The organism is Nocardia transvalensis NBRC 15921 (assembly GCF_000308875.1).
In the GTDB taxonomy this organism is placed as follows: Bacteria; Actinomycetota; Actinomycetes; order Mycobacteriales; family Mycobacteriaceae; genus Nocardia; species Nocardia transvalensis.
This window is the reverse complement of record NZ_BAGL01000052.1, coordinates 13,761-36,228: the sequence shown is the minus strand read 5'-3', so window position 1 is coordinate 36,228 and position 22,468 is coordinate 13,761. Positions and strand designations below refer to the sequence as shown.

General features: G+C 67.4%; 21 protein-coding genes, 1 tRNA gene and 2 pseudogenes. 17 read left to right on the top strand and 7 right to left on the bottom strand.

The window, feature by feature from the left end; all coding sequences use genetic code 11:
- Positions 1-5 precede the first annotated feature (5 nt).
- On the top strand, positions 6-365 hold the full coding sequence (locus ON41_RS15385) for an ArsR/SmtB family transcription factor (RefSeq protein ID WP_040748312.1): 360 nt from the start codon (positions 6-8) through the stop codon (positions 363-365).
- 118 nt (positions 366-483) lie between these two features.
- Here the strand turns inward: ON41_RS15385 and ON41_RS41605 are convergent, their stop codons facing one another.
- Positions 484-738, bottom strand: a complete 255-nt coding sequence (locus ON41_RS41605; protein ID WP_157185482.1) for a nuclear transport factor 2 family protein — start codon at positions 736-738, stop codon at positions 484-486.
- Here ON41_RS41605 and ON41_RS43790 point away from each other — a divergent pair.
- From ON41_RS43790 to ON41_RS43070, 4 genes and pseudogenes are all read left to right on the top strand, one after another.
- Positions 713-901 (top strand): annotated as a pseudogene (locus tag ON41_RS43790) (helix-turn-helix domain-containing protein); the annotation flags it as partial. The gene ON41_RS41605 and the pseudogene ON41_RS43790 sit on opposite strands and share 26 nt — an antisense overlap.
- Before the next feature lie 203 nt (positions 902-1,104).
- Positions 1,105-1,284, top strand: a complete 180-nt coding sequence (locus ON41_RS43785) for an SbtR family transcriptional regulator (RefSeq protein WP_373281347.1) — start codon at positions 1,105-1,107, stop codon at positions 1,282-1,284.
- Between the two features lie 83 nt (positions 1,285-1,367).
- A tRNA-Leu gene (locus ON41_RS15370) sits at positions 1,368-1,451 on the top strand.
- Positions 1,452-1,572: 121 nt separating this feature from the next.
- Positions 1,573-2,283 carry a hypothetical protein gene (locus ON41_RS43070; RefSeq protein ID WP_246461652.1) on the top strand — a complete coding sequence of 237 codons (711 nt, stop codon included), beginning with the start codon at positions 1,573-1,575 and terminating at the stop codon, positions 2,281-2,283.
- Here the strand turns inward: ON41_RS43070 and ON41_RS43065 are convergent.
- A pseudogene (locus tag ON41_RS43065) lies at positions 2,191-3,093 on the bottom strand (recombinase family protein); the annotation flags it as partial. The gene ON41_RS43070 and the pseudogene ON41_RS43065 sit on opposite strands and share 93 nt — an antisense overlap.
- Positions 3,094-5,515: 2,422 nt before the next feature.
- Between ON41_RS43065 and ON41_RS15355 the strand changes: the two are divergent.
- Together ON41_RS15355 and ON41_RS15350 are read left to right on the top strand one after the other, a co-directional pair.
- Positions 5,516-6,382, top strand: a complete 867-nt coding sequence (locus tag ON41_RS15355; RefSeq protein ID WP_157185481.1) for a hypothetical protein — start codon at positions 5,516-5,518, stop codon at positions 6,380-6,382.
- Positions 6,383-6,583: 201 nt separating this feature from the next.
- Positions 6,584-7,749 (top strand): IS3 family transposase gene (locus ON41_RS15350; protein ID WP_085995690.1). Its coding sequence is split into 2 segments (ribosomal slippage): positions 6,584-6,868 and positions 6,871-7,749, totalling 1,164 coding nucleotides; the frame shifts between segments, so codons are not numbered across the junction.
- A 366-nt stretch (positions 7,750-8,115) separates the two neighbouring features.
- Here ON41_RS15350 and ON41_RS40270 read toward each other — a convergent pair.
- Complete coding sequence (locus ON41_RS40270) at positions 8,116-8,322, bottom strand: hypothetical protein (protein WP_083905374.1); 207 nt, start codon at positions 8,320-8,322, stop codon at positions 8,116-8,118.
- 277 nt (positions 8,323-8,599) lie between these two features.
- On the opposite strand from ON41_RS40270, the gene ON41_RS15345 reads away from it, so the two are divergent.
- Positions 8,600-10,069, top strand: coding sequence for an ISL3 family transposase (locus ON41_RS15345; protein ID WP_246829535.1), 1,470 nt, complete (start codon positions 8,600-8,602; stop codon positions 10,067-10,069).
- Between the two features lie 44 nt (positions 10,070-10,113).
- Here ON41_RS15345 and ON41_RS15340 read toward each other — a convergent pair whose 3' ends face one another.
- From ON41_RS15340 to ON41_RS15325, 4 genes are all read right to left on the bottom strand, one after another.
- Positions 10,114-10,887, bottom strand: a complete 774-nt coding sequence (locus ON41_RS15340) for a hypothetical protein (RefSeq protein ID WP_040748307.1) — start codon at positions 10,885-10,887, stop codon at positions 10,114-10,116.
- Between the two features lie 563 nt (positions 10,888-11,450).
- Complete coding sequence (locus tag ON41_RS43780) at positions 11,451-11,993, bottom strand: tyrosine-type recombinase/integrase (protein ID WP_218003465.1); 543 nt, start codon at positions 11,991-11,993, stop codon at positions 11,451-11,453.
- Positions 11,994-12,401: 408 nt separating this feature from the next.
- A complete protein-coding gene (locus tag ON41_RS15330) occupies positions 12,402-12,878 on the bottom strand; it encodes a hypothetical protein (protein ID WP_040748306.1) in 477 nt (158 codons plus the stop codon).
- 380 nt (positions 12,879-13,258) lie between these two features.
- Entirely contained in the window at positions 13,259-14,104 is an 846-nt protein-coding gene (locus tag ON41_RS15325; RefSeq protein WP_157185480.1) for an MmyB family transcriptional regulator, read from the bottom strand.
- A gap of 760 nt (positions 14,105-14,864) precedes the next feature.
- Here ON41_RS15325 and ON41_RS15320 point away from each other — a divergent pair.
- From ON41_RS15320 to ON41_RS15280, 9 genes are all read left to right on the top strand, one after another.
- Positions 14,865-15,434: a hypothetical protein gene (locus tag ON41_RS15320; protein WP_040748304.1), complete on the top strand. Its 570-nt coding sequence runs from the start codon at positions 14,865-14,867 to the stop codon at positions 15,432-15,434.
- A complete protein-coding gene (locus ON41_RS15315; RefSeq protein WP_246461649.1) occupies positions 15,431-16,687 on the top strand; it encodes a cutinase family protein in 1,257 nt (418 codons plus the stop codon). Before ON41_RS15320 ends, ON41_RS15315 begins: the two co-directional genes overlap by 4 nt.
- Positions 16,684-17,823, top strand: coding sequence for a lipase family protein (locus ON41_RS39035; protein ID WP_051161557.1), 1,140 nt, complete (start codon positions 16,684-16,686; stop codon positions 17,821-17,823). The genes ON41_RS15315 and ON41_RS39035 overlap by 4 nt, the downstream gene beginning before the upstream one ends.
- Before the next feature lie 6 nt (positions 17,824-17,829).
- Complete coding sequence (locus ON41_RS41065) at positions 17,830-19,359, top strand: cutinase family protein (RefSeq protein ID WP_157185479.1); 1,530 nt, start codon at positions 17,830-17,832, stop codon at positions 19,357-19,359.
- 118 nt (positions 19,360-19,477) lie between these two features.
- Entirely contained in the window at positions 19,478-20,203 is a 726-nt protein-coding gene (locus ON41_RS39030; protein ID WP_051161553.1) for a DUF8176 domain-containing protein, read from the top strand.
- A 5-nt stretch (positions 20,204-20,208) separates the two neighbouring features.
- Positions 20,209-20,871 (top strand): hypothetical protein, encoded by a 663-nt coding sequence (locus ON41_RS39025; protein WP_051161551.1) that lies wholly within the window; start codon positions 20,209-20,211, stop codon positions 20,869-20,871.
- Entirely contained in the window at positions 20,868-21,152 is a 285-nt protein-coding gene (locus ON41_RS15290) for a hypothetical protein (RefSeq protein ID WP_040748302.1), read from the top strand. Before ON41_RS39025 ends, ON41_RS15290 begins: the two co-directional genes overlap by 4 nt.
- A gap of 142 nt (positions 21,153-21,294) precedes the next feature.
- Positions 21,295-22,224, top strand: coding sequence for an alpha/beta fold hydrolase (locus ON41_RS15285; protein ID WP_040748301.1), 930 nt, complete (start codon positions 21,295-21,297; stop codon positions 22,222-22,224).
- On the top strand, positions 22,221-22,454 hold the full coding sequence (locus ON41_RS15280) for a hypothetical protein (protein WP_040748300.1): 234 nt from the start codon (positions 22,221-22,223) through the stop codon (positions 22,452-22,454). The genes ON41_RS15285 and ON41_RS15280 overlap by 4 nt, the downstream gene beginning before the upstream one ends.
- Positions 22,455-22,468 lie beyond the last annotated feature (14 nt).

The window sequence follows — 22,468 nt, the reverse complement described above, 5'->3', positions numbered from 1 at the left end:
CGGCTGTGGGACACGGAGTCCAGGGCAGAACGACGCCCCCGGCACAACTGGATGCCGACTCGGCCGCCACGGTCGCGGCCACCCTGCAGGCGCTGGCCACCCCCAGCCGCCTGCGTATTCTCACGCGCCTACGCCACGGTCCCAGCTCCGTCGGCGACCTGGTCGAAGCGGTCGAGATGGAACAGTCCGCCGTCTCCCACCAACTCCGCCTGCTGCGCGCCATGGGCCTGGTCACGGCGACCCGGCAGGGCCGCAGCATGATCTACAGCCTCTACGACAACCACGTCGCCATGCTCCTCGACGAGGCCGTCTACCACATCGAGCACCTGGGCCTGGGCATGCCGGACGAGGAAGGCACGGCCTAACCGTGCGGCCTCGATCGGCGGGAAGGTGGCGGGGAGTGACGTGCTCGTGGGGGGCGGTGAAACCCGCTCGGGTGCAGAGGGTTTCGAGTTCGGCGCGGGTGTGTTCGCAGTGGCGCGATTACGGGGATTGCGGGCCGAGGGCTGTGAGCATGGCAAGGGTGTCCTGATACTCCCGCCAATGCACGATCTGCCCGTTCTCGGCGGTGAGCACGCTGATGAACCGCGCGGAGGCGGGCTGATCCGTCGTGGTGATGGGTCCGGCCAATTCGTACTCGCCGACGACGACGTTCGGGTCGACGCTCTGGTGGACGACGACATTGCGAACGGCACCTCGATGACGACGGACAGTGCCGAACGAATCGGAAAGTGCCACACCGCGCCGCGCCGACGCACGACGCAACAACACCCGCATCCTCGCTGCGGCCGAGGAGGTTTTCAGCGAATTCGGCGCTGGGCGATCGACCGAGGAGATCGCCCGGCGCGCCGGCGTAGCCATCGGCACGCTCTTCCGGCATTTCCCGGCCAAGCGGGACCTGCTGGCCGCGATCGTCAAAGAGCTGCGGGGGCGTCTGGAGGCCGAGGCGCACCGGCTCGTCCGGGACGGAGACCCCGCCACGGCGCTGTTCACGTTCTTCTCCTACCTCGTGGCCGAGTCGGCCGAGAAGAAGACGATCGTGGAATTGCTCGCCGGTGTGGGCACCGAGGTCCCGGTCGACACCACGATCACGGCTTCACCGATGTGCTGGCGAAATTGCTTGCGCGGGCACAGGCCGCGTCCGCCGTGCGAGACGATGTCACGACCGACGACCTCGCCGCGTTACCGACGAGCACAACCCAGGGCGCAGTGCAGGGTGGCTGGAACCCGCACCGCCAACAGCGCGTCCTATCGATCATCTTCGCCGGACTGCACCCACACTGACCCCCACCACCCACCCCGAACCCCCCAACCACCAACCGATTTCATCCCACAACCCCCTATCGACTACGCTCATCCCATCACCGGTCCGGGTGGCGGAATGGCAGACGCGCTAGCTTGAGGTGCTAGTGCCCGACAAGGGCGTGGGGGTTCAAGTCCCCCTCCGGACACGACCACTACGCACATGGACGGTTTCGGGCGGGTTTCCGCCTGGACCGTCCTTTTTGTGTGGTCATAGGTCAGCGTGAGTCCGAGTTCGCGGTAGACCTCCAGCTTGTCCTCTGGGTCGGCGTGGTTGAGGACCGTCACCATGCCCCCGAGTGTTTCGACGAGTTGCTCGATTTCGTCGGCCGTCAGCTGTGGCTGTGCTGTTCGACTGGCTTCCAATGCTGCGATCTGTGCGGTGGTGAGGTCGCGCTGGTGTTGCACTTCGGCGGTCCAGGTGGCGATCAGGGCGGGGTCGGTTCCGGCTTCGAGTGCGGCCCGGTATTGGGCGAGCTTGCGATCGTGCGCGGCGAGTGCCCGTCGTGCGTCGCCGAGGGCGGGGGTGTGGTCGGGTTGGGCTTGCTCGAGCTTGTGGAGGGTGTCGTGGATGCGGTCGGGGGCGAAGACGCCGGCGAGCCAGTCGTCGAGGGGGCCGCTGAGTTGGTCTTCGCGGATGTAGACGGCGCCGGGGTGGTCGATGTCGTTGGCGAGTACGTACTCGGCGGGGTAGCGGCAGCGGTAGTGGGCGCGCCCGTTGTTCCAGTTGCCTTGCATTCGTCGTCCGCAGGCTTCGTGGATGATCAGGCCGCGGTAGGCGTACGGGTGTTGTTTGCGGTTCAGGATGCGGCCGGTCGAGGTGGGTCCGCGAGAGGTGAGCCGGAGGCGTACCTGGTCGAAGATTTCGCGGCTGACGAGGGCGGGGTGTGCGGGTTTGTCAGAGAATACCCAGTCGGACTTGGGGTTCCAGGTCATCTGTGTCTGGTGGCCCAGGGCGACATCGTCCACGTCGATCAGTGATTCCTGTTTGCGCTGCTTGTTCCATACCTCGTAGCCGGTGTACCGAGGGTTGGTGAGGATCGAGCGCACCGCGCTCTTCGACCACGCCGCCCCGCTGCGGTGCGGGTTCCGGGCGCGGTCGTGCGCTGACGGGCACAGCACTCCATCGGCGGTGAGTCGTTGCGCGATCGCGAACACCCCGAATCCCGCCAGATACTCCCGGTAGATTCGAGCGACCACTGGGGCAGTCGCCGGGTCGGCCTCCAAGACGTGTAATCGCTTGCCGTCGGCGGCTTTCCCTGGATTCGGGTGTGGCCCCGCGTCGGCGAGCCGGTATCCGTAAGGCGGCCGTCCACCGAGGTAGCGTCCTTCGATGCGGGCCTGTGCGGACATGGCCGCGCGGACCCGAATTTTGATGCGGCTGCGTTCGCCCTTGGACATTCCGCCGAACACGGACATGATCAGGTCGTGGGCTTCGGATTCCGGATCGATCGGTCCGCCGACCTCGGGTACCCACAGCTGGACTCCGTAATGCACGAAGACCGGGAAGGTCAGCCCGAACTGGTTGCCGTAGAAGGCGCGTTGCGGTTCCCCGATCACCACCGCGTCGAACCCGCGTCCAGGGTCCTTCAGCGTGTCGAGCAACTGAGATGCCTGCGGGCGTCGTTTCCACGGAATCGACCGCGACTGACCAACATCGAAGAACTCGGCCACGATCTGGCCCTGCTGGGCGATCAACGCTTGTGCACGGGCAAGCTGCCAGTTGCGGGAGGTCTCGGGATCCTGCTGATCCTCCGTTGACACTCTGCCGGCGAACGCGAATCGGGTCATCGGTACCGAGCCTCCTCGAAGTTGTTCTCCACATACGGAACCGGACGGAGGAGCTGCATGTGCCGTACCGGCGGTCGGTCTAGGGAACTCGGTGACGAATGCAGGGGTGGCGAGTTCGATGTGGTCGTCGCCGTCCACCTGATCGGCATTCGACCGGGCCAGCCGGAGGATGAGCCGGATCAGCACTCTAGCTGCTGCGTCATTGACTTGCGGAAGGTTATCAGGGACCACGACGTGCAGGTGATCCCTGGCGCCGGATGGCTCGCCTCTCTGGCTTGAATCGCTCACCGTCGCCTCTCGGAGCGCAGCAGCTTCGGGTTGCGAATTAGCGAGTGGTCTGGGCTGGGTTGCATCGGGTTGCCTCGAACTGTCAGTTGCGTGTGGCCACCGGCGGAACGACGTGAATCTGAGCCGAGGGTGAACTCTCCTAAGTCCATGAGAACCGGTTCTCGCAACAGATTTCTAGACTAAAAAGTGCTTCAATTAGTACTAGTCGAATTAGTACTAGTGGAATAAGAAGCACCTCGGAGACCGGGGTGCGAACAGTCGAAATGGCCAGATCATGCCACTGTCAGGGGCACAACGGGCACTTCGGGCTCGGCACGAGGTCGTTGAGGATGTGAAGCCCGTGGAGCTGTGTGTTCATTTCGTGGAACGGCTGTTGGCGGTCGATGATGGCCTCCAAGGGGGCGTCGACCCAACCCTGAGTACGTCCGGTCCTGGGCAGCCCACTTCGCTGGATCGGTCACAATGGGCACTTGGATCCGGTTTTTCGGTCCCGCTGAGGGCGTGGAGGGCGGTCATGTGCCCGACCATCAGCCCCAATCGTCGTACGTGGTTGCAATCTAGGCGATGATCAGTTGCGCTAGGTCGAGAGGGTCCTTCATCTTCTTCATTCGGAAGCTGATGGCGTCGCCGTGTCGGCAGAAATGCATGGCCGTCTGGAGGTCTCCGACGGGCTTCCTGACCCTCGCCACCTGCATAGCCGAAGCCGATATGCTGACGCGCAGAGGGTTTCTGGCCGACCTCGGACACGAGGTATCCCCGCGCAAGTACATCGCGCGACACGTTTCGACAGCGTGGAAGCGAAGCCGGTCATTTCGGTCGCCGCTGTGACGGGTTGCGAAGGTTGCGCGGAGTCGGCGACCGGCTTTCGTGTGCGAGGGGGGACTCTATTGCGCCCTCGGGACACCGGTGACGTATTGGGGTGTGTGAGTGGATCTTTCGCAGATCCTTCCAACGGGAAGACTAGCAGAGGTTGTGCGGGTGCGAGGTGCTCGCTGGGCCGGAAACTTCGCGGCACGAAGGCTGCTATGCCAGAGAACGTCGCTAGACCATGCCGGTCGCCGTCGTGCTATTGCCATTCGAGCAGAGGACCAGACGGCGACGCCTCCATCGGTACGCGAGCGCCTCGGCGGAGAACGTTGGTTCGGAACCCCGGGTGCGGCGGATGTTCCTGGAAGGTTCCCAACCAGTCATCAGGACAGATGGCGCCGAAATAACGACAATGGCACTGGATCTCCCTGCGGTTGAGAGTAAAACTGCAGGTTATCCAGGGCAGCGCCGAGCGTCCGCGCTCGGCGAGAATCTCAACAACGGCCGGGAGACGCCAGTGGGCAGGGGTGCCGCAAGCAGCGCCGGGCGTCCGCGCTCGGCGAGAATCTCAGCACGAGGCTGCAGACGTTGGCGCACTGCCCAGCAGTGTCGAGGTGGCGCTGCTGGGCAGAACGCACAACCTTTCAAGATCCCGTTGTCGATTGGGAGGTTAGGACCCAATCCGAAGCCGTCGGCTGGACCTTGGTTCAACCAGATTGCGATCTGGTCGAGCTGAGGCTGGCCTGTGCCCCTCTCGACCAGGGAGAGGGATCTTATCCGGATGGACGCCGGTACAATGGTTGCGCTCATCTCGGCTTGTGGTGCTGTTTCGTTCGCGATCGCACTCGAGATCGTGAGCATCGTTGCCCTGTGGGGCGCACCGCCCGATAAACGAGCCGAAATCATTCACGCTTTGGCGGCCCTTTTTCGCCGTGCAAGCCTCCCCGAGTCTCAGCGACGCGAATTCCAAAAGGGCAGACGTCAGGTACCCGAATATTAGCCCGGGGGGCAGTCCACGATGACGCAACAAGGTCCTGAGCCCGATCGGCAACACTTCAGCGAGGTATCTGAAGAAGAGGCCAGGTGACCCCGAAACATCGGTGAGGGGACGGCGATACACGTTCCAGCAACGGAGGCATTGCGGCACCCCGTAGCGGGATGCTTGTTTCGAGGCGAGAGGTCATGCGCGGTGACGGATTCGAGTACCGACCCTATACCGATTGGAGACTCTGACTCTGTACCCGCGGACGATCCAGCGCCTACAGCCGCCGCGCCTGCCTCCGAGCCTCAGATCGGGCCGCCGAGGCAACGAGCCCACGGCGACCGGGTGAACTGGCTACGCGGGCGGGGACGGTGGATTGCGGCCGGCGCCCGCATCCTTGCTGCGATCGGTTTCTGCGTGGCAGCAGTGATTCTCGGACTCGGATGGGCCGGGTCGACGTTCGTCAGCGTTGGAGTGGCAGCGTGCGCGGGCCTGGTCGGGGCAATGTGGAAGTGCCCGGACGCCGCAGTGTGGACAGTGGTTCACCGGTGGATTGCGTTGGGCCGGATGATGTTCCGTCGGTGGCGGGTGCCGCTAACCATTGTTGTGATCGTCGTGGCCTTTGCTGCCGTACTGGCATGGGTGCTGTTGATCAAGCACGTCAGACCAGAGACCGTGCCCCCGTGGATCTCCGCAACAGGCTCTTTCGCAACCTGCATCGGCGTTGCGGTAGCAGTGTTCACCTTCCGGTCACAACGGCGGTCCCAGCTTGAGGACCAAGCGTGTCAGGTGCGCTTGTTGCGAACCTGGTTCATGCCCGGACCAAGGCACGAGGGCAGGCTTACCTGGTGGATGATGGTCGAGAACCGTAGCGACGAAAGCGTTTACGACGTACATGTCATGGCAGTAAGAGCCGTGGTCGAGGACGACGGTAGCCCCGTTTGGCTGCGTCCTATTAAATTCACTCCGCTGGGCACTCAGACCCTCGTCACGGGCGATCGGCCAGTGGCGCCGCAGGTCAAAGCAGGCGCGACCGAGGAGTTCCAATGGGCGATGGACGCTGACCAAACCCGGCACAGCAATCGCTCCGTCGTGCGGTACCAGATGACGGTGATGGATGCGAAGGGGCGAATGTGGTTAGTGTCTGACGACTACGAGCCGGAGAAGGTCAAACGTCCTGTTCGGCCACCCCACCGACAACTCCGCACCTGAAACGGCGCAGGACAACCAGAGGCGAGTCACATCGCCCTACCGTCTTCGGTGTACCCCCGGTCGTCCGGAAGGATCGGGGTGTGCGGGCGGGACGGGTATGGCTTTTCACATTCGCTGCCTGGATGGCTACGTAGGGGGCTGCTGCACGGATAGGTGACATCGATCTGGCTTGCCCATAGGCGGGCCTGGAAGGATGTTCACGTGCCCAAGCCGTATCCGCAGGAGTTCCGTGACGATGTGGTCCGGGTCGCCCGTAACCGCGAGGACGGGGTGACTCTCGAGCAGGTCGCCGCTGATTTCGGTGTTCATCCGGTGACGTTGACGAAATGGATGCGTCAAGCCGAGATCGACGACGGAAACCGGCCTGGTGTCCCCACCGGTGAGTCTGCTGAGCTGCGGGAACTACGTCGCCGCAATCGTCTGCTGGAACAAGAGAACGAAGTATTGCGCCGCGCTGCGGCGTATCTGTCTCAGGCTCATCTACCGGGAAAAGGCTCTACCCGCTCGTGAAAGAGCTTGCCGCCGACGGGATTCCCGTATCGGTGACGTGCCGGGTATTACAGCTCGCTCGCCAACCCTACTATCGCTGGCTGAATGCTCCCGTGGCCTCAGCCGAGGCCACGGAGGCGTATCGGGCCAATGCCTTGTTCGACGCGCACCGCGACGATCCCGAGTTCGGGTACCGATTCCTTGCCGATGAGGCCCGCGACGCCGGTGAGGCGATGTCCGAGCGGACCGCGTGGCGGATTTGCTCGTCACAACGCTGGTGGAGTGTGTTCGGCAAACGATCCCGCGGAAAGTCCACCCGGCCGGGACCGGCGGTCCACGACGATCTCGTCAAACGGAACTTCACTGCTGACCGACCAAATATGTTGTGGCTCAGCGATATTACCGAGCATCGCACCAGCGAAGGGAAACTTTACCTCTGCGCGATCAAGGATGTCTTCTCCGGCCGGATCGTCGGCTACTCGATCGACTCGCGCATGAAATCGCGATTAGCGGTCACAGCGGTCAACAACGCCGTGGCCCGTCGTCGCGATGTGGCCGGCTGCGTGCTTCATACTGACCGAGGCAGTCAATTTCGGAGCCGGAAGTTCTTACGCGCGTTGTCTTTTCACGAAATCGTGGGATCGATGGGCCGGGTCGGCGCGGCCGGTGACAACGCGGCGATGGAAAGCTTCTTCAGCTTGCTGCAGCACAACATATTGGACCGGCGGCGTTGGGACACTCGCGAGCAACTCAGAATCGCGATCGTGTCCTGGATCGAACGCACCTACCACCGTCGACGCAGACAAGCCCGCCTCGGCCGGTTGACCCCCATCGAATTCGAAACCATCATGACCCCAGCAGCACTACACGCTGCCTAACAACTGTCACCCGATCCTGCAGCAGCCCCCCTACTTAAGACTGGTGCCCACTCGGAAACGTGCACAGCGGCTTGACAAGCGGATTAGGGAGCCTACGCCACCGCCCTACGCCACCGCCAGCCGCCACGGTGTCGATTCCGGCCCAATACTGGATCTGGCACGGTTTGTGTGATTGACCCGATTCGGGATGCGCTCGGGCGCTCAATCATTGAAGATGTTGCGGGCCCTCTGACCTATGACGATCGTGTTCCCGCACTGTGCCGGCCGTTGATCGAACACCTATCCACGCCCGGCACAGTGTTATCCGGGACAACACGGCTATATGAGGCTGCCGCCAAACCAACGGCTAGAACGTGATCCGGCTGTTCAGGTGATGTAGTCGTTCAGGTTCAGGCGCTCTGTTACCGGCCAGGCCGAGGGCTCGATCGGCGGGAGTCCCGCCCCGTCACGCAGGGCTTCGTCGGTGCCGCAGGCCGAACACACGAACAGGTCGCGGTCGACCTTCATCCGAGACCTGGCTGGCGGCAGCTCGCCCATCAGGTCCCCGCAGCGCGGGCATCGCGACTTGATCACCCCATGAGCATAGGCCGGGTGACCCCGATTGGACCTGAACTAACGGGTCACGGTTGGGGATCCAGTGCGGTTTGCGTTATTGACCCATCATGAATTGCTAACGGGCACTTGGTAGTTGAGTATATTACGAGTGCTCTGATCTTGAACCGGTGGCGGTCCTGTTCCCGCATCTCGCCCAGTTGTCGATCGAGCGCGTCCACGCCTCCGGTCGGGTGTTGACCATTCAGGCCAGCACCCGCGGCGAGCCTGTCCCGGATGCGGAGCCATCTCCCGACGGGTGCATAGCCGTTATGAACGGCGGCTGTCCGACGCCTCTGTTGCGGGCCGCGAGGTGCTGTTCCGTCTGCGGGTGCGCCGGTTGCTCTGTGATAACAACAATTGCGCGAGAAGAACTTTCGTAGAGCAGGGGACTGGTGTAGCGGTCCCGCACGCCCGGCGCACGACGATACTGCAGCGTCTGCTGTGCACGGTCGGGCTGACGCTGGGTGGCCGGGCCGGTGCCCGGCTGACCGCACATCTGGCGGCGTCGGTGTCGCGGATGACGCTGCTGCGTCAGATTCGCGCCCTGCCGGAGCCAGATCACCCCACTCCGCGGGTCCTTGGCGTCGACGATTTCGCGCTGCGGCGTGGACATCATTACGGCACGATCCTGATCGATATTGAGACCCGGCGCCCGGTCGATGTCCTCGGTGACCGCGCCGCCGATACCCTGGCCGCCTGGCTGCGGGCGCATCCGGGCGTGGAGGTCGTATGCCGGGACCGCGCCGGCGCGTATGCCGAGGGCGTCGCGGCCGGAGCGCCTCATGCACTGCAGGTCGCGGACCGGTGGCATGTCTGGCACAACCTGGGCGAAGCGGTCGAACGCGTCGTGGCTCGGCACCGAAACCACTTGGACGCAGCGGTCGCCGCGGACGGCGATACCGACCCGGAAACCGTGTACGAGAACAAGATTCCGGTCCTAACTGAATCGGTCGCGACACCGGCGAACCGGACCGACAAGTGGGCCGTGCGCACCCGCGAACGCTACACCGCGGTCCACGCATTGCTCGACGACGGCGTGAGCATCCGAACAATCGGCACCCAGCTCGGCCACGCCCGCGGAACTGTCCGGCGCTACGCCCGCGCCGCCACCGTCGACGAGCTGCTGGTCAACACCGGCACCGGCCGCCGACCGAGCCTGCTGGATGAATTCAAGCCACACCTGCACCGGCGATGGAATGAAGGCTGCACCAACGCAACTCAGCTGTTCCACGAGATCCAGGGCCTCGGCTACCGCGGCGGCGCGAAGATCGTGCTCCACTACCTACACGCATTCCGCACCACCGGCCACACTCCCCGCACGACCCCCAAGCCGCCCTCGGTCCGTCGTGTGGTCCGCTGGATCATGAGCGACCCCGCCGGCCTCGAATCCGACGATCGCCGGCGACTGGATGCCATACTGGCCGCAGACTCTCAACTCGCTTGCCTGTCCGCGCATGTCCGCGCGTTCGCGACCATGATGACCCAGCTCCGCGGCCGTGAGCTGGAGCGATGGATGAGCGCCGTCGAGACAGACGACCTACCGGCCCTGCACTCGTTCGTGCGTGGCCTGCGCCGTGACTTCGACGCAGTCACCGCCGGATTCACCCTTCGCTGGAACAGCGGTCCCGTCGAAGGACACGTCAACCGCATCAAAACAATCAAGCGCCAAATGTTCGGCAGGGCCAAACCGGAGCTACTCCGCAAGCGGATTCTGTTGAGCGACTGAGCAATTCGATCGCAGAATCACGAAATTCGTGCCAGGCCCAGTCTTCAACCGGAAGCGACACTGCCCCAGTCCATCCCACCCGCAACCGGCCACGCTGAAGGCTCGATCGGCGGGAGCCGTGCCGCGTCGCGCGCGGCTTCGTCCGTCCCACATCGCGAGCAGATCTGCAGCTCGCGTTCGACGGTCATTCGAGACCTCCCGGGCGGATCCGCGCCCCACGGTTCGCCGCACCGCGGGCACGCCACGGTCACCAGGATGGGCATCAGCAGCACAGCACCGTGAAGGTAGACCATGTTCCGCTCGGCGGCCTCGGGGTCGACGGGAGTGAGAGCCAGGAAACCGTCCAATGTGTCGGCTCCGTCGAGGCCGTCGGAGATCCGCCAGCCCCGCCTCGACTTGAACGCCAGACTGGCGGTCTCCGTCCCGGAGGTGAAGGAACCCGAAGCGTCCGACAACACCATCGCCCCCACCGGCAACGCCGCCAGACGCGCGGTCAGTGTCTCCGTGTCATCGCGCGCGACGCCGCCGAGCATGTCGACCACACCTGTGGCGGTCACCCGCCCCAGCACCGCGCCCTCGTGCCGCAACGGGGACAGCACGCTGGCCACGTCGCCGATCTCGTAGGCCACCAGCGCGGCCGGCTCGCCACCCGACTGGTCGATGCGCCAGAACGCGACAGTCTTGCGACTGCCGATATCAGGGTCCCCGAAAGGGTGCCCGGCCACGGTGCCGAGAGAACCGGCAGGCAGGGCCAGCAGCGATCGCACCCCGACAGGGTCGGGTTTCCGGCGATGGGAGCCGTCCATCGTGATGAGCATGAGTGTTGGTCTCCAGCGAGTCGTCGCACGGTGATGACAGAGCGATCCTGCCACCCAGACCCGCCCGGCGAGGTCAATATTCCGCGATATCAACAACTTCCGAGCCGACACCCGAGATTCACCGACCAGCGGTGGTTCACCGAGGGGGCCACTATGGCCTCCATCGGTTGGACAGCACGGTCCTCCGGCTCACAGCCCTGACGCCACGAGTGTGTCGGCGAGCTACAGGCACGGAACGAGGCGGCCCCAATCCGATCACGAAAATTGTGCCTGAGCCACGGTTCGGCCGGAGTTGACACACGGTCGCGAGGAATCGGAAACCTCCGTCGGGCACTGGGACGACGATCGACCCTGCCCCCGGCCCGGTCAAATCAGCGGGGCCGGAGACTCTCGGCGCTGCACCGGCGGAGACACGGCCGGGCCAGTGTGGCGCTCGCTTCCGCCGCCGGCGCCCGGGCCCTGCTCCGCTGATTCGTCAGACGATGGCACTCAGTCGTGAGGCGTGGTGCCGAGTGGTGTTGCGAGGGGGTGCGGTTCGCCGACCAGTGCGGACAGCGCGAGAGCTACTTCGGGTAGGGAGGCGCGCACGTAGGTGAGGGTGGGCCGTCGTGTCCGGTGGGTTCGGCGTGGCCGGCGTAGGCGCGGGCGACGGCGTAGCCGAGGTTGCGTTCGACCCATTTGAGGGTGGTGTGTCGCAGCCAGTGTGCGGTGACGCCAAGTGTTGCGACCCATGGGTGGTGTCGGCCGATCCGTTGCCAGAGATGGCTGTAGCGGCTTCGGGTGATTGGGCGTCCGTTTCGGTAGCGAAGGAGTTGTCCGTGGGGGTCGTTGCCGCGGTCGCTGTGTGCGATGAGGGCGCGCATGAGTGTTGGTGAGATGGGTTGCCAATGGTCGGATTGGTCTTTCTCGCGCAGCCAGATGAGGTAGTTCTCGGGGTCGGGGTCCTCGGGCCGCAGAGCCAGTGCTCCTCTGGTGCGGCAAGCGGTTTCGATGTGGAGCCCGCACGATGATGGTGTCCAACTCGGGGTCGTTGCCGGTGGTGGATGCGGCGTTGTTGATCTGTGCGAGTTGGTGATTGGATAGTGCGGTCCGGGGGCTGGGAGCACGTCGTGGTTTGTCGACGTGTTCGGCGGGGTTTGCAGTGTCGGGTATGTGTCCGTCGTTGCGAGCGTGTCGGTAGAGAGAGCGGATCGCGCCGGCCATGTGTTCTGCGGCTGATCGGCCGCCGCGGGAGTTGCGGCGTGTAACGGCTTGCTGGCGGGCGTCTTCTACCATTTGACGCAGCTCGAGGGTTGTAGGTTCGTCGAGTCGTCGGTCGTGCCAGGTCTTTTGGAGCCTTCGCCAGTACGGGCGGTAGGTGCGGGCCGTTCCGGCCGGGGTGGCGGCTTCGATATGGGGGATGTATTCGCCGAAGGTCGGGATGGGTCTGCTGCGTGGTGTGCGGTCGAGGAGGTCTTGGGGTCGGATGCCGAGCTTCGTCAGCAGGAGATGAGCGGCCTCGATCTCCGAGCTGCTCACTCCAGCTCCCATATTCGGGATTCGAGGGTGTGCAGGGCCTCGTAGACGGTGGGTGGAGGGTAGATGGCGAGTACTGATTTGTCGGTGACGGCGACGAGCAGGGTGGTGTCGCCTGGCCGAAGCCGGGCGCGAGCGCGGATCGCTGCGGGTAGTCGCAGATGTCGTCTGTGGTCGAGCCGACGGCTGTCGTCCTCTCGGTTCGACGGAGTGACGATGATGATGTGATCGAGCATCGCGAACGAGATCGGTTGGTGCGATTCCCATTCCAGGTGGTCGACGATCATCGCCGATGATGCCAGTCTGCCGTTATCGGTCAGGACGGAGATGGCGAATCGAAACTCTGGCGTTGTGAAGGGCGCACCGGTGAGATCGGCTGGCAGGGGGGAGGGGCTCGTGGTGGGCAGGAGGGGGCGGTCGGTGATGAGGCTCGGGCTGGCCCGCCAGAAACGGCAGAGGTAGTCCAGTTGCCGCATTCCCTGTGGTGCGGTGCGGTTCGATGTGTGACGCTGCTGGCTCGTTGATCGGTTCCCGATCGATGGCCGGTTCGTGTTGCTGGCGACTGGTGACAGGTTTGCGGGCGGTGGAGGGGTTGATCGTTCATGGGGGCCTCGAACGTTCACGGGCGGAGGGCTTTCGGGGCGACTAGGCCGTTTCGCATGGAGCCGGGCCTGGCCGATGGGGTGTGTGTTGGCCGGTGGCGCCCCCTGGTGCGGCGGGGGTGTCGTGTCCGCGGACAGCTGGCTCGTCTGTGAGGGAGGGGCTGGGCGTGCGCTGCTGGTGTGGTGTGGACGTGTCGTCCGGGGGCCGCCTGTCGGAGTGGCTTCGGCTGGGACGGGAACGATGCGCTGACGAATTAGTCGGGAGTTACGTCCCGCCCGGGGTTGGGGATGGCGACGTGCTCGTGGGGGAACACGCTGAACAGCAGCGTCGGTGTGGTGTTGGAGACGCGCTGGATATGGACACTGGCGGTGGCGATTTCGCCGGTGTCGGAGTTGCGGAAGTGGATGGGATCGGAGGTGGAGCGTTCGAAGGCGATGCGCGTGCTGGTGGTGTAGGGCTTGTGGAACTGTGGGTGCGGCAGTAGCTCGGCGAGTGTTTCGAGGGTCCGCGGTGCGGTGCGGTATCGGCCCATCTGGCCTTTGAGGAAGGCGACCAGGAACTCGGTCTCGGTGGGGTGGTCGACGACGACTGCGAGTCCGGCGGGGGAGAACCACCAGCGGGCGAGGCTGCCGATCTCGGCGAGGCCGACGAACGCGGTGCGCATCAGGGTGTTCATGGCTAGCACGGTCAGCATCGGATCGAAGTATCCCGCGAGCACCCCCCGGCGCTCGAGGTCGTCGAGGTGCTGCATGTGTTCGGGCCTGGCCAGCAGGCAGTCGCGCAGTGGCTCGGGTCCCGCGAGCGGGAGCGGGGGTGACGCGAGGTCGCGGATGTGCTGGGTCTGCGCGGAATCGGCCCGGTACAGCCTGGCGAAGACGTCGAGCATCTCCAGTCTCGGGTGCTTGAGACGGTTCGCCTCCAGCTGGCGGATGGTGGCTTGGCTGAAATTTGTGATGTCTTCGACGAGCCGGCGGGACAACTTCGGCTGCGTGGTCTCGCGGAGCTGAGTTAGGTACCTCCCGAGATCCAGGACTCCGGTGTCGGGCCCGGCCGGATGACGACGCGTCCGCCGATGGCCCTTCTGCGGAGTGCGTTTCATAACAAGTTCCCCCCTTCGCATTTGGGGCTTCCGGACATGAGGGTCCGCTGGGTAGTCTGAAAGGTTCCCCCGAACAGTCCATGCCTACCAGACATCATTCCGTCTGGCAACGGTAGTTAACCCATTCCGGTAGCCACGCATTAGCGCGTGATCGTGCACGTGCGAATGCACCCGTAGTTACAGACACTTTCGAACATTGCCGATGTGTGTAAAAGAATGACACATTCGCGCGTCGTCGCAGCTTCTGGGGTGTTTTCGATGTGTGTAAAAAACTACTAGTACGGATTAGAACACATCGAATCCTGGATTTCTGCTGGACACCGGTGTTGTGTGGGTCGCGGTAGACCGAACCACTCAGGAGGGAAGTTTCACTGTGGATCCATACACGATCGTGACGTGGGCGAACGCCGGCCTGGCCCTGGTGTCGAACGGGCTGGCGGTGGCATCGCAAGCCTTGTCGCTGGTGCTGTCGTTCCTCTGACGGACACAACTCCGATGACCCGCCTCCCGGCTCCGAGGCCGTAGCCGGGAGGCGGCAGGGAAACCCGCAGAGTTTCCCGAACCCCCATTCCTCACCCTCACGACAAAGGGTTATCTCGTCATGCCTGCACACGGAAAAGTCACCTTACTCATTGCCGGATCGGCTATTCTGGTGAATATCCCGGAGCGGTCGCGGAAAACGTCCGGACCCGCCATTGTCCGGTGCCCGCGAACGGTCTCCGGAACCCGGCGGACAGCCCAAATCGGAGTCGCTGCGGTGATGCCGGTCACGCTGATGGCCGCGTGCTGCGCGGTAGCCGTGGCTGCGTCCGTTCCGGACACCGTCGCCGACCAGCCCGGCGTGACGACACCCGCGCAACCGGGCACCAGCACTCCGCCACCACCGCCACCACCGCCTCCGCCGCCCGCGGTGGTCGAGCCGGAACCCGCACCGGCGCCCGCCTACGCCGAGCAGCCGCCGCAGGTGCGCAACGGGCCGCAACCACGACCGCGGCCGGAGCCGTCGCCGGAGCCGGTGGCACCGGTGCAGCTGGAGGATCTGCACCTGCCCGAGCCGGTGCCGCCGGTAGCGCCTATCCAGGCCCCGGACAACACGATTCGCCTCGGTCAATGGGAAACACCGTCGTCGCCGTGGCTGCCGCCCGAGGTCCGCGACTGCGTCAATACCACCGCGGCGGACGCCGAGGCCGCGCTCGCGACCGCGCTGGATTCGGTCGGGCTCCCGGCCGGGCGCTCGGACCGCGTGTCCGGGGCGGCCCTGGCCGGGGCCGCGATCGCGGCCGGAACCGTCGGTGCCGGATTCGGCGCGGGTGTCGGGGTGGGCCAATGAGCCCGACGACATCCTCGGCGCGAGCGATGATCGCCGCACTGACCGCCTCTTGCGCGACCGCGATCACCGGCATGACCGGGATCGCCGGACCGGCTGCGGCACAGGCTGTTCCGATTGGGCCCGGCTGCCCGGCATTGTTCGTGCTGGCGGTGCAGGGGACCGGCCAGTCCGCGCCGGATGCCGACCCGACCGCCGACACCGGCGTGTTGGGCGCGGTCCTCGGGCCGGTCGTCGCCACCGTGCCCGGCTTGGTCCAGCGCGCCTACATCGGCTACGACGCCGGCTTCGGCGGCGCGGTGCCCGGCGGCGGCACTGCCCCCTACGCCACGTCGGTCGCCGACGCCGTCGACCGGCTGACCACCGCCTCGGCCGACGTCGTCGCCGCATGCCCCGACACGATGCAGGCCACCGTCGGCTATTCCCAGGGCGCACAAGCCGTCTCGGCATTCGCGCAACGCGTCGGCGCGGGGGAGGGACCGGTCGCCCCGGAGAAGGTCGCGGCCGTCGCCCTGTATTCCGATCCGGATCGGCCCGCGGAGGCCGGTGTCTTTCCCGGCCGTCCGGGACAGACCGTGCCCGACGCGGCACCGGGAACCGACGGGGCGGCGGTGTCGGGTGTTGTGGTCGCGGGGGGACCGGCGCCGGGCAGCGGAATCGCCGCGGACGGCGCGGATTTCGGCGCGCTGGCGGGCCGGGTGGCCGAGATCTGTGTGGCCGGTGACCTGGCCTGCTCGGCGCCCGACCACGCCGCGCTGCTGCGGTTCGCCGCCGAACTCGCCGCCCGCGCGGATCTGCGCGACCCGATCGCCGCCGTCGGCTCGGTGAACGCGCTGCTGGCGGGCGCACTCGGCGACGCCTGGACCACCATCCGCCTCCACGACTTCACGATCGACGGCGCCACCGCCGGATATGCGCCGCAGGAAAGCCTCGCGCAACGCCTGATCGACGCCGCCGACCCCCGCACTCCCGCACCGACACCGGACGACCGCGCCGCTGCTGACGCCCGGTGGGGCCAGCTCACCGCGGTCGTGGCGGCTGATCCGCTGCGTCTGCTGCCCGCGCTGGCGGGCCAGCTGTCCGCGGCCGTCGGCCAGCTGGGCACCGACAACGCCGACCTGGTGGATCCGGCGGTGTGGGCGCGGTTCGCCGACACCGTCGGCCTGCACAACGGCTACGCCGCCACCGGGCAACTCGCCTCCGGCATCGCCTGGCTCGTCGCCACCGCCCACGACCTCACCGGGAGCCGTCCATGACCGACACCACCCCCGCCACACCGGGTTCCGTCCTGCCGCGCGGCATGTTCCCACCCCTGTACCTCGACGACGCTCGCCGCCCCGGAGATCTGCTGGCACTGCACAAGGTCGGTCTCCCGCAACTTCCCCAGGCTGTCTATGCCTGGCATATCGCCTACGTTTCCACCAACTCCTACGACCGGCCGATCGCGGTGTCCGGAACAGTTCTCGCTCCAGCCGCCGCGACCGCGGGTGCGGCACCGATGCTGGTGTACTGCCCGTCCTTTCACGGCCTGGGCGGTCCGTGCGCGCCGTCGCAGCTGCTCATGGCGGGCGACGAACCGGAGGCCGCTCGTCTGGGTGCCGCGCTGGCGCGGGGGTGGACGGTCGCGGTGCCCGATGGCGAAGGGCTCGGAATTTTCGGCACCGGGCCGCACACGTTCCTCGCCTCCCGTGCGGCCGGGCACGTCGCACTCGATATGGCCCGCGCGACCCGGCGGCTGCCCGACCTCGACGCCAGCGACTCCCCGATCGGGGTCTGGGGCTATGCCGACGGCGGCCGCGCGGCGATCGCGGCCGGGGAACTGTGCGCGGAATACGCGCCGGAGCTGGACCTGCGGGCCGTCGCGGCCGGGGCGGTCGTCAGCGACCCGGGGGAGCTGGCGCCGCGACTGGACGGCGGTCCATGGTCGGGGCTGGTGTTCGCCGGGCTGATCGGTCTGCGGTGTGCCCACGGGCATATCCCGGTGCACCACGTGCTCACCGTCGACGGCCTCCGCACCATCGGCGCCGCCGAATCCGCCACCGCCTCGCAACTCTACGAGCAGTACCGGCGGGCGGTGGGGCACTGGTGCGAGCGCGACGACCCCTGGAACGACCCGCTGTGGCGCCTGGTCTTCGCCCGCGAACGCGGCGGGCTCGGTGGCCCCACCGTGCCGGTGCACCTGTACCACGGCACCCGCGACGGCCTCGTGCCCGTCGACCAGGGCCGCCGACTGTACGAGGACTACCGGGCTCTCGGCGCCGACGTGCACTGGCGCGACTATCCCACCGGGCACTTCGCCGCCGCCTCCGCCGGGACGGTCGACGCCCTGGACTTCCTCAGCGCCGCACTCGGACACCCAGCGACCGCGCACCCCGGCGACACGGGGAGGTGAGACCCGTTGCGACACACCATGATCCGCAATCACCGGAACAGTCGGCCGGTCACCGCCGCCCTCACAGGACTGCTGGGCGCCGCACTCCTGGCCACCGCGGTCCCCGCGTCCGCACAGGCGCCGGGCGATACGACAGCGCCGCTGAGCGGAGCCTGCCCGGCCCTGTACGTGCTGGGAGTGCAGGGCCCGGAGGAATCGTCGGCCGATACCGCGCCGACGGTCGACACCGGCGCGCTCGGCCAACTGTTCGCGCCACTCACCTCGGCGGCCGGGGACCTGGTGCAACGCGCCTACGTCCGCTACGGATCCACCGGCGAGGGCACCGAGCAACCCTTCGAGCAGGCCGTGCCCGCCGCGTCCGCACACCTGGACGCGATGGCCACCGATGTCACCCGCCGGTGCCCGGACACCAAGATCGCCGCGGCCGGTTACGGGCAAGGCGCCGCTGCGGTCGCTGACTTCGCCCAGCGCACCGGCACCGGCCACGGCAGTGTGCCCGCCGATGCCGTCGCCGGGATCGCCTTGCTCGGCAACCCGCAACGGGCGGCGAACACACCGACCTTCCCCGGCCGACCCGGCCAGACGTCCCCGGCCGCCGTCCCCGGCGCGACGGGCTCCCAGGTGACGGCGATCCGCTTCACCGATCAGGCCGCCACCGGCGCAGGCATCGCCGCCTCGGCCGCACCTGGCCCGGACTACGGGACACTGACCGGCCGGGTCGCGGACCTGTGCGCGGCCGGCGACATGGCCTGCGACACCCCGCCGGGGTCGCCGCTGGCGCAAACGGTGAATCGCATTGCCGCGCAGACGGATCTGCGCGACCCCATCGCCGCCATCTCCACCACCGCGCAGGCCCTGGCCGCGACCGCGTGGAAGACCGCCGCGGGGGTGGTCACCGAGGACTTGTCCGGCACGAGTCTCGACCAGCTGTCGTATCAACCCGAGAAGTCGCTCGGGCAGCGGCTGGCCGAGGCCGCCGATCCTGCCACCCCGCTGCCGGGACCGGACCAGGCGCTGGGCGTGTTGTTCCGGCTGGGCACCATCGGGCTGAACACCGCGTTCACCGTCGCGCAGAAGGTGTTCACCCCGGCCACGATCGCCGAACTGGCCACCGTCGGATTGTCGAACCCGGCCGCCGCCCTCGGCGTGCTGGGCACCAAGCTCGCCGGAGCCGTCGCCGAGCTGGTCCCGCCGCAGACCGCGTTCGGCTGGATCAACCAAGCCTTCGACGCCATCTCCTCGACCGTCACCGACGACAGCGACCTGTACGAGCTGGCCACCCGCACCCAGTACTCCTCGGTCAGCGGCCGCCACGGCGCCTACACCACCGCCGCGTCCACCCCCACCGGCACCGCCCCGCTCACCGCGATCGCTGACTGGTTCACCGCCGCCGCCCGCGACCTCGCCACCACCCACCCGAACACCACCCGCGCCACACCCGCGCCCCCCGCAACCTCACCCCGGTCGTCGGCCCCGCCGACGACCACCCGGACCGAACCCGGCACTTCCCCTTCCACCGCGGTGCCGGGTTCCTGAAAAGGGCCCTTCGGCGGAGACCCGTCCCGGGCGCCCCGGGACACACAGGTCCCTCGCGGGGGTCTCCCCGAAGGGCCCCACCCACCACAACCACCCGACCACGAGGAGGTGAACTCCCGTGCCCCACAACACGATCACCGACACCGAACCCGACCACGGCTGGGGCTGGCTGAACACCACCACCGTGCGCACGCACCCCACCGCCCAGCCACCCACCCCCGCCACCAGCACCGACCACGGCGGCGAATGGCAATGGCTGACCATCCCCGCAGACCACCCCACTGACCGCCCGTCCGCACCCGACCGCCCGTCCCGGCGCGCGCTGCTGCCGCGACGAGGATGGATCGTCCTGGCCGCCACCGCCACCGCGACGACCGTCCTGGTGGCCGGCGGTGCCCTCGCCGCCCACCACCCCGAATCCCGCACCGCCATCCCGGCCCGGACCGCGACACCACCCACCACCAGCGCCGCAGCGGCGGGCGGTGCGTGCGCTGGCCTGGCGGGCACGGTGGTCACCGACGGCGCGGGGGACACCAGCAGCGTCACCACGATCGTCGCCGCGTTCGACTACGCGTACTACCGGCTCCGCTCCGCCGAGGCAGCGCTGCGACTGGTCGCCCCCGAAGCCGCCATGGCGCCGGACGCTCTCGCCGCCGGAATCGCGTCGATCCCCGCCGGGACCACCCACTGCGTCGCGGTCACCCCGATCGACCCCGCCACCGCGGCGGTCCACGTGGCCGAGGTCCACCCCGACCGGCAACGCGTCGACTACCTGCAACTGGTCAACACCCGACCGGCCGACGGCGGCGGGGTGCTCATCACCAACATCCAGGCCCAGCGATGACACCGATGACCTCCCACACCTCCGCGCTGCACGCGATCGACACCCCCAGCGACCCGCCTCACCGGTGGGAACCGGACACCATTGCCGCACCCGCGCCGCAGCGCCGAGCACCGGTACGCACGCAGCCGCTGCCGACCACCGGCCCCTACCCGCCGCTGTTCGCCGTCCTCGGCGCCCACGGCGGCGCGGGCACCTCCACCCTCGCGCAGTGGTGGGCCCACGCCGCCGACACCGGACCGGCCTGGCCCGCCAACCCCGCCACCACCCAGCGGGTCGTCATCGCCGCCCGCGACTGCCTGCCCGGCCTCACCGCCGCCGCGGACCGGCTGCGCGAGTGGCACGCCGGACTCGCCCCCGACGGCGTCACCGTCCTCGGCCTCGTCCTCACCGCCGTGCGCCCCGGCCGCGTTCCGGCCACGGTACGCCGCTACCGGCGCACCGTCGCCGACCTCGTCGACGACGCGGTCTGGGCGATCGGCTGGCACGACGCCCTGCTCGTGCACGACCTCACCGACCTCGCCCGCTACACCCCCGCCGATCCGTCCCCGCCCCGGCGCGCACCGCTCACCGACGCCGTGCCCGCCGACGTCCACCACGCCGCGGCCGCCATCACATCCCTGATCGCCGCGGCCCGCCCCACCGGCCCTGCACCCGGGAGAACTTTATGACTCGCCTCCTTGCCTACGCGACAGTCGTTGCCGCAGACCCGATCCCGATATCCCCGAAGCCACCGCCAGGCTCGGATCTGCTGATCAACATCGTGAACTGGCTGTCGTGGATGGTCATGCTCGCCGGCATCGGTGCCCTGATCTACGCGGGCGGGCGATTCGGCTGGGAACGCTGGCATGGAGGCGCGCTCGAGAGCCCCAAGATCGTGCTCGGCGCCCTGATCGGCGGCGTCATCGCCACCAGCGCGGGCTCGATCATGAGCCAGGTCATCACCCATTAGCCGTGACACCTACCGGCATGACGACATCGACAGCCACCCAACGTCTTTCCGTACCGGCGGCCGTCGCCGCCAGACCACGACGGCATCGCGATGCTGCTGCGCGTCCCGAAATCCATTCTGTGACAAGGACATCCATCTGATCATGAACGATGACCACCACTCGATGACGATCGCGTCGGCCGACGGCGTCCGCCTGGCCGCGACGCGGCTGGGATGGCACGCGGCAGCGGCCACCGTCGTCTACGTCCACGGCCTGCTCACCGACTCGAGCTATTGGCATCCCGCCACCGCATGCCTGCACGAGCGCATGCACGGCGGCATCGCCCAGATCACCTACGACCAGCGCGGCCACGGCAACTCCGGCCGCCCGGACCGCCGCGCCCGCACCACCATGGACCACCTGGTCGACGACCTCGACACCGTGCTGGCCCGCGCCACCGGCGCGGTCGTGCTCGCCGCGCACTCCGCCGGAGCGCTCGTGGTGCACGCCTGGGCCGAACGCTACCCGGGCCACGCCGCCACCCTCGCCGGCATGGTGTTCTTCAACAGCCCCGGCGAATTCCCCGAATTCCCCACGCTCCCCACGCATTTCAGGCACGTGCCACGATGGCTGCACCGATGCCGCAACACCGCGCTGCTGGACGCTGTCGCCGCGACCGCCGCCGCAGCGACCGAACGCCGGTTCCGCCGCCACAGCCAGCGCCTCGGCGCGAAAGCCCACCTCGTCACCGCCGACCGCGCCGCCGACCCCCGGGTGGTCACCGACGTGCTGGCCGCCTACCGCGGCTACGTCCTCACCGCCGGTGCCGCGGCGCGGTTACGCGGCACCCCGTCGTTCGTCGTCGCGGGCGACCGCGACCGCATCGTGCCACCCACCCAATCCGCCCGGCTGGCCGACAAACTCTGGGCCGACTACGAAACCGTCCCCCGTGCAGGGCATTCCCTGCCCCACACCCAGCCGGAGATCGTGGCCGACACCATCACCCGCGCCCTCGAGATCGCCTACCGCGCCACCACCGGCCCCACCCGCGCCCTCCACCTCGATGACGAGACCGGCAGGGGCACAGCGTGATCGCCAAACCGCTGCCCGCCACCGTGCTCGAACCGCTCACCCAACTGCTGAGCTGGCTGGCCTGGACGGTGCTGCTGGTCTGTATCGCCCGCGTGATCGTCGTCGGCGGGCAACTGGCCACCCGCCTCTACCGCGAGGAAGCGATCGAAGGACTCGGCGCCTCCCTGTTCGCCGCCGTGCTGGTCGGCGCTGCCAGCGGCCTCGCCGCCGCTCTCCTCCCGAACCACTGACCACCGAAACCCCT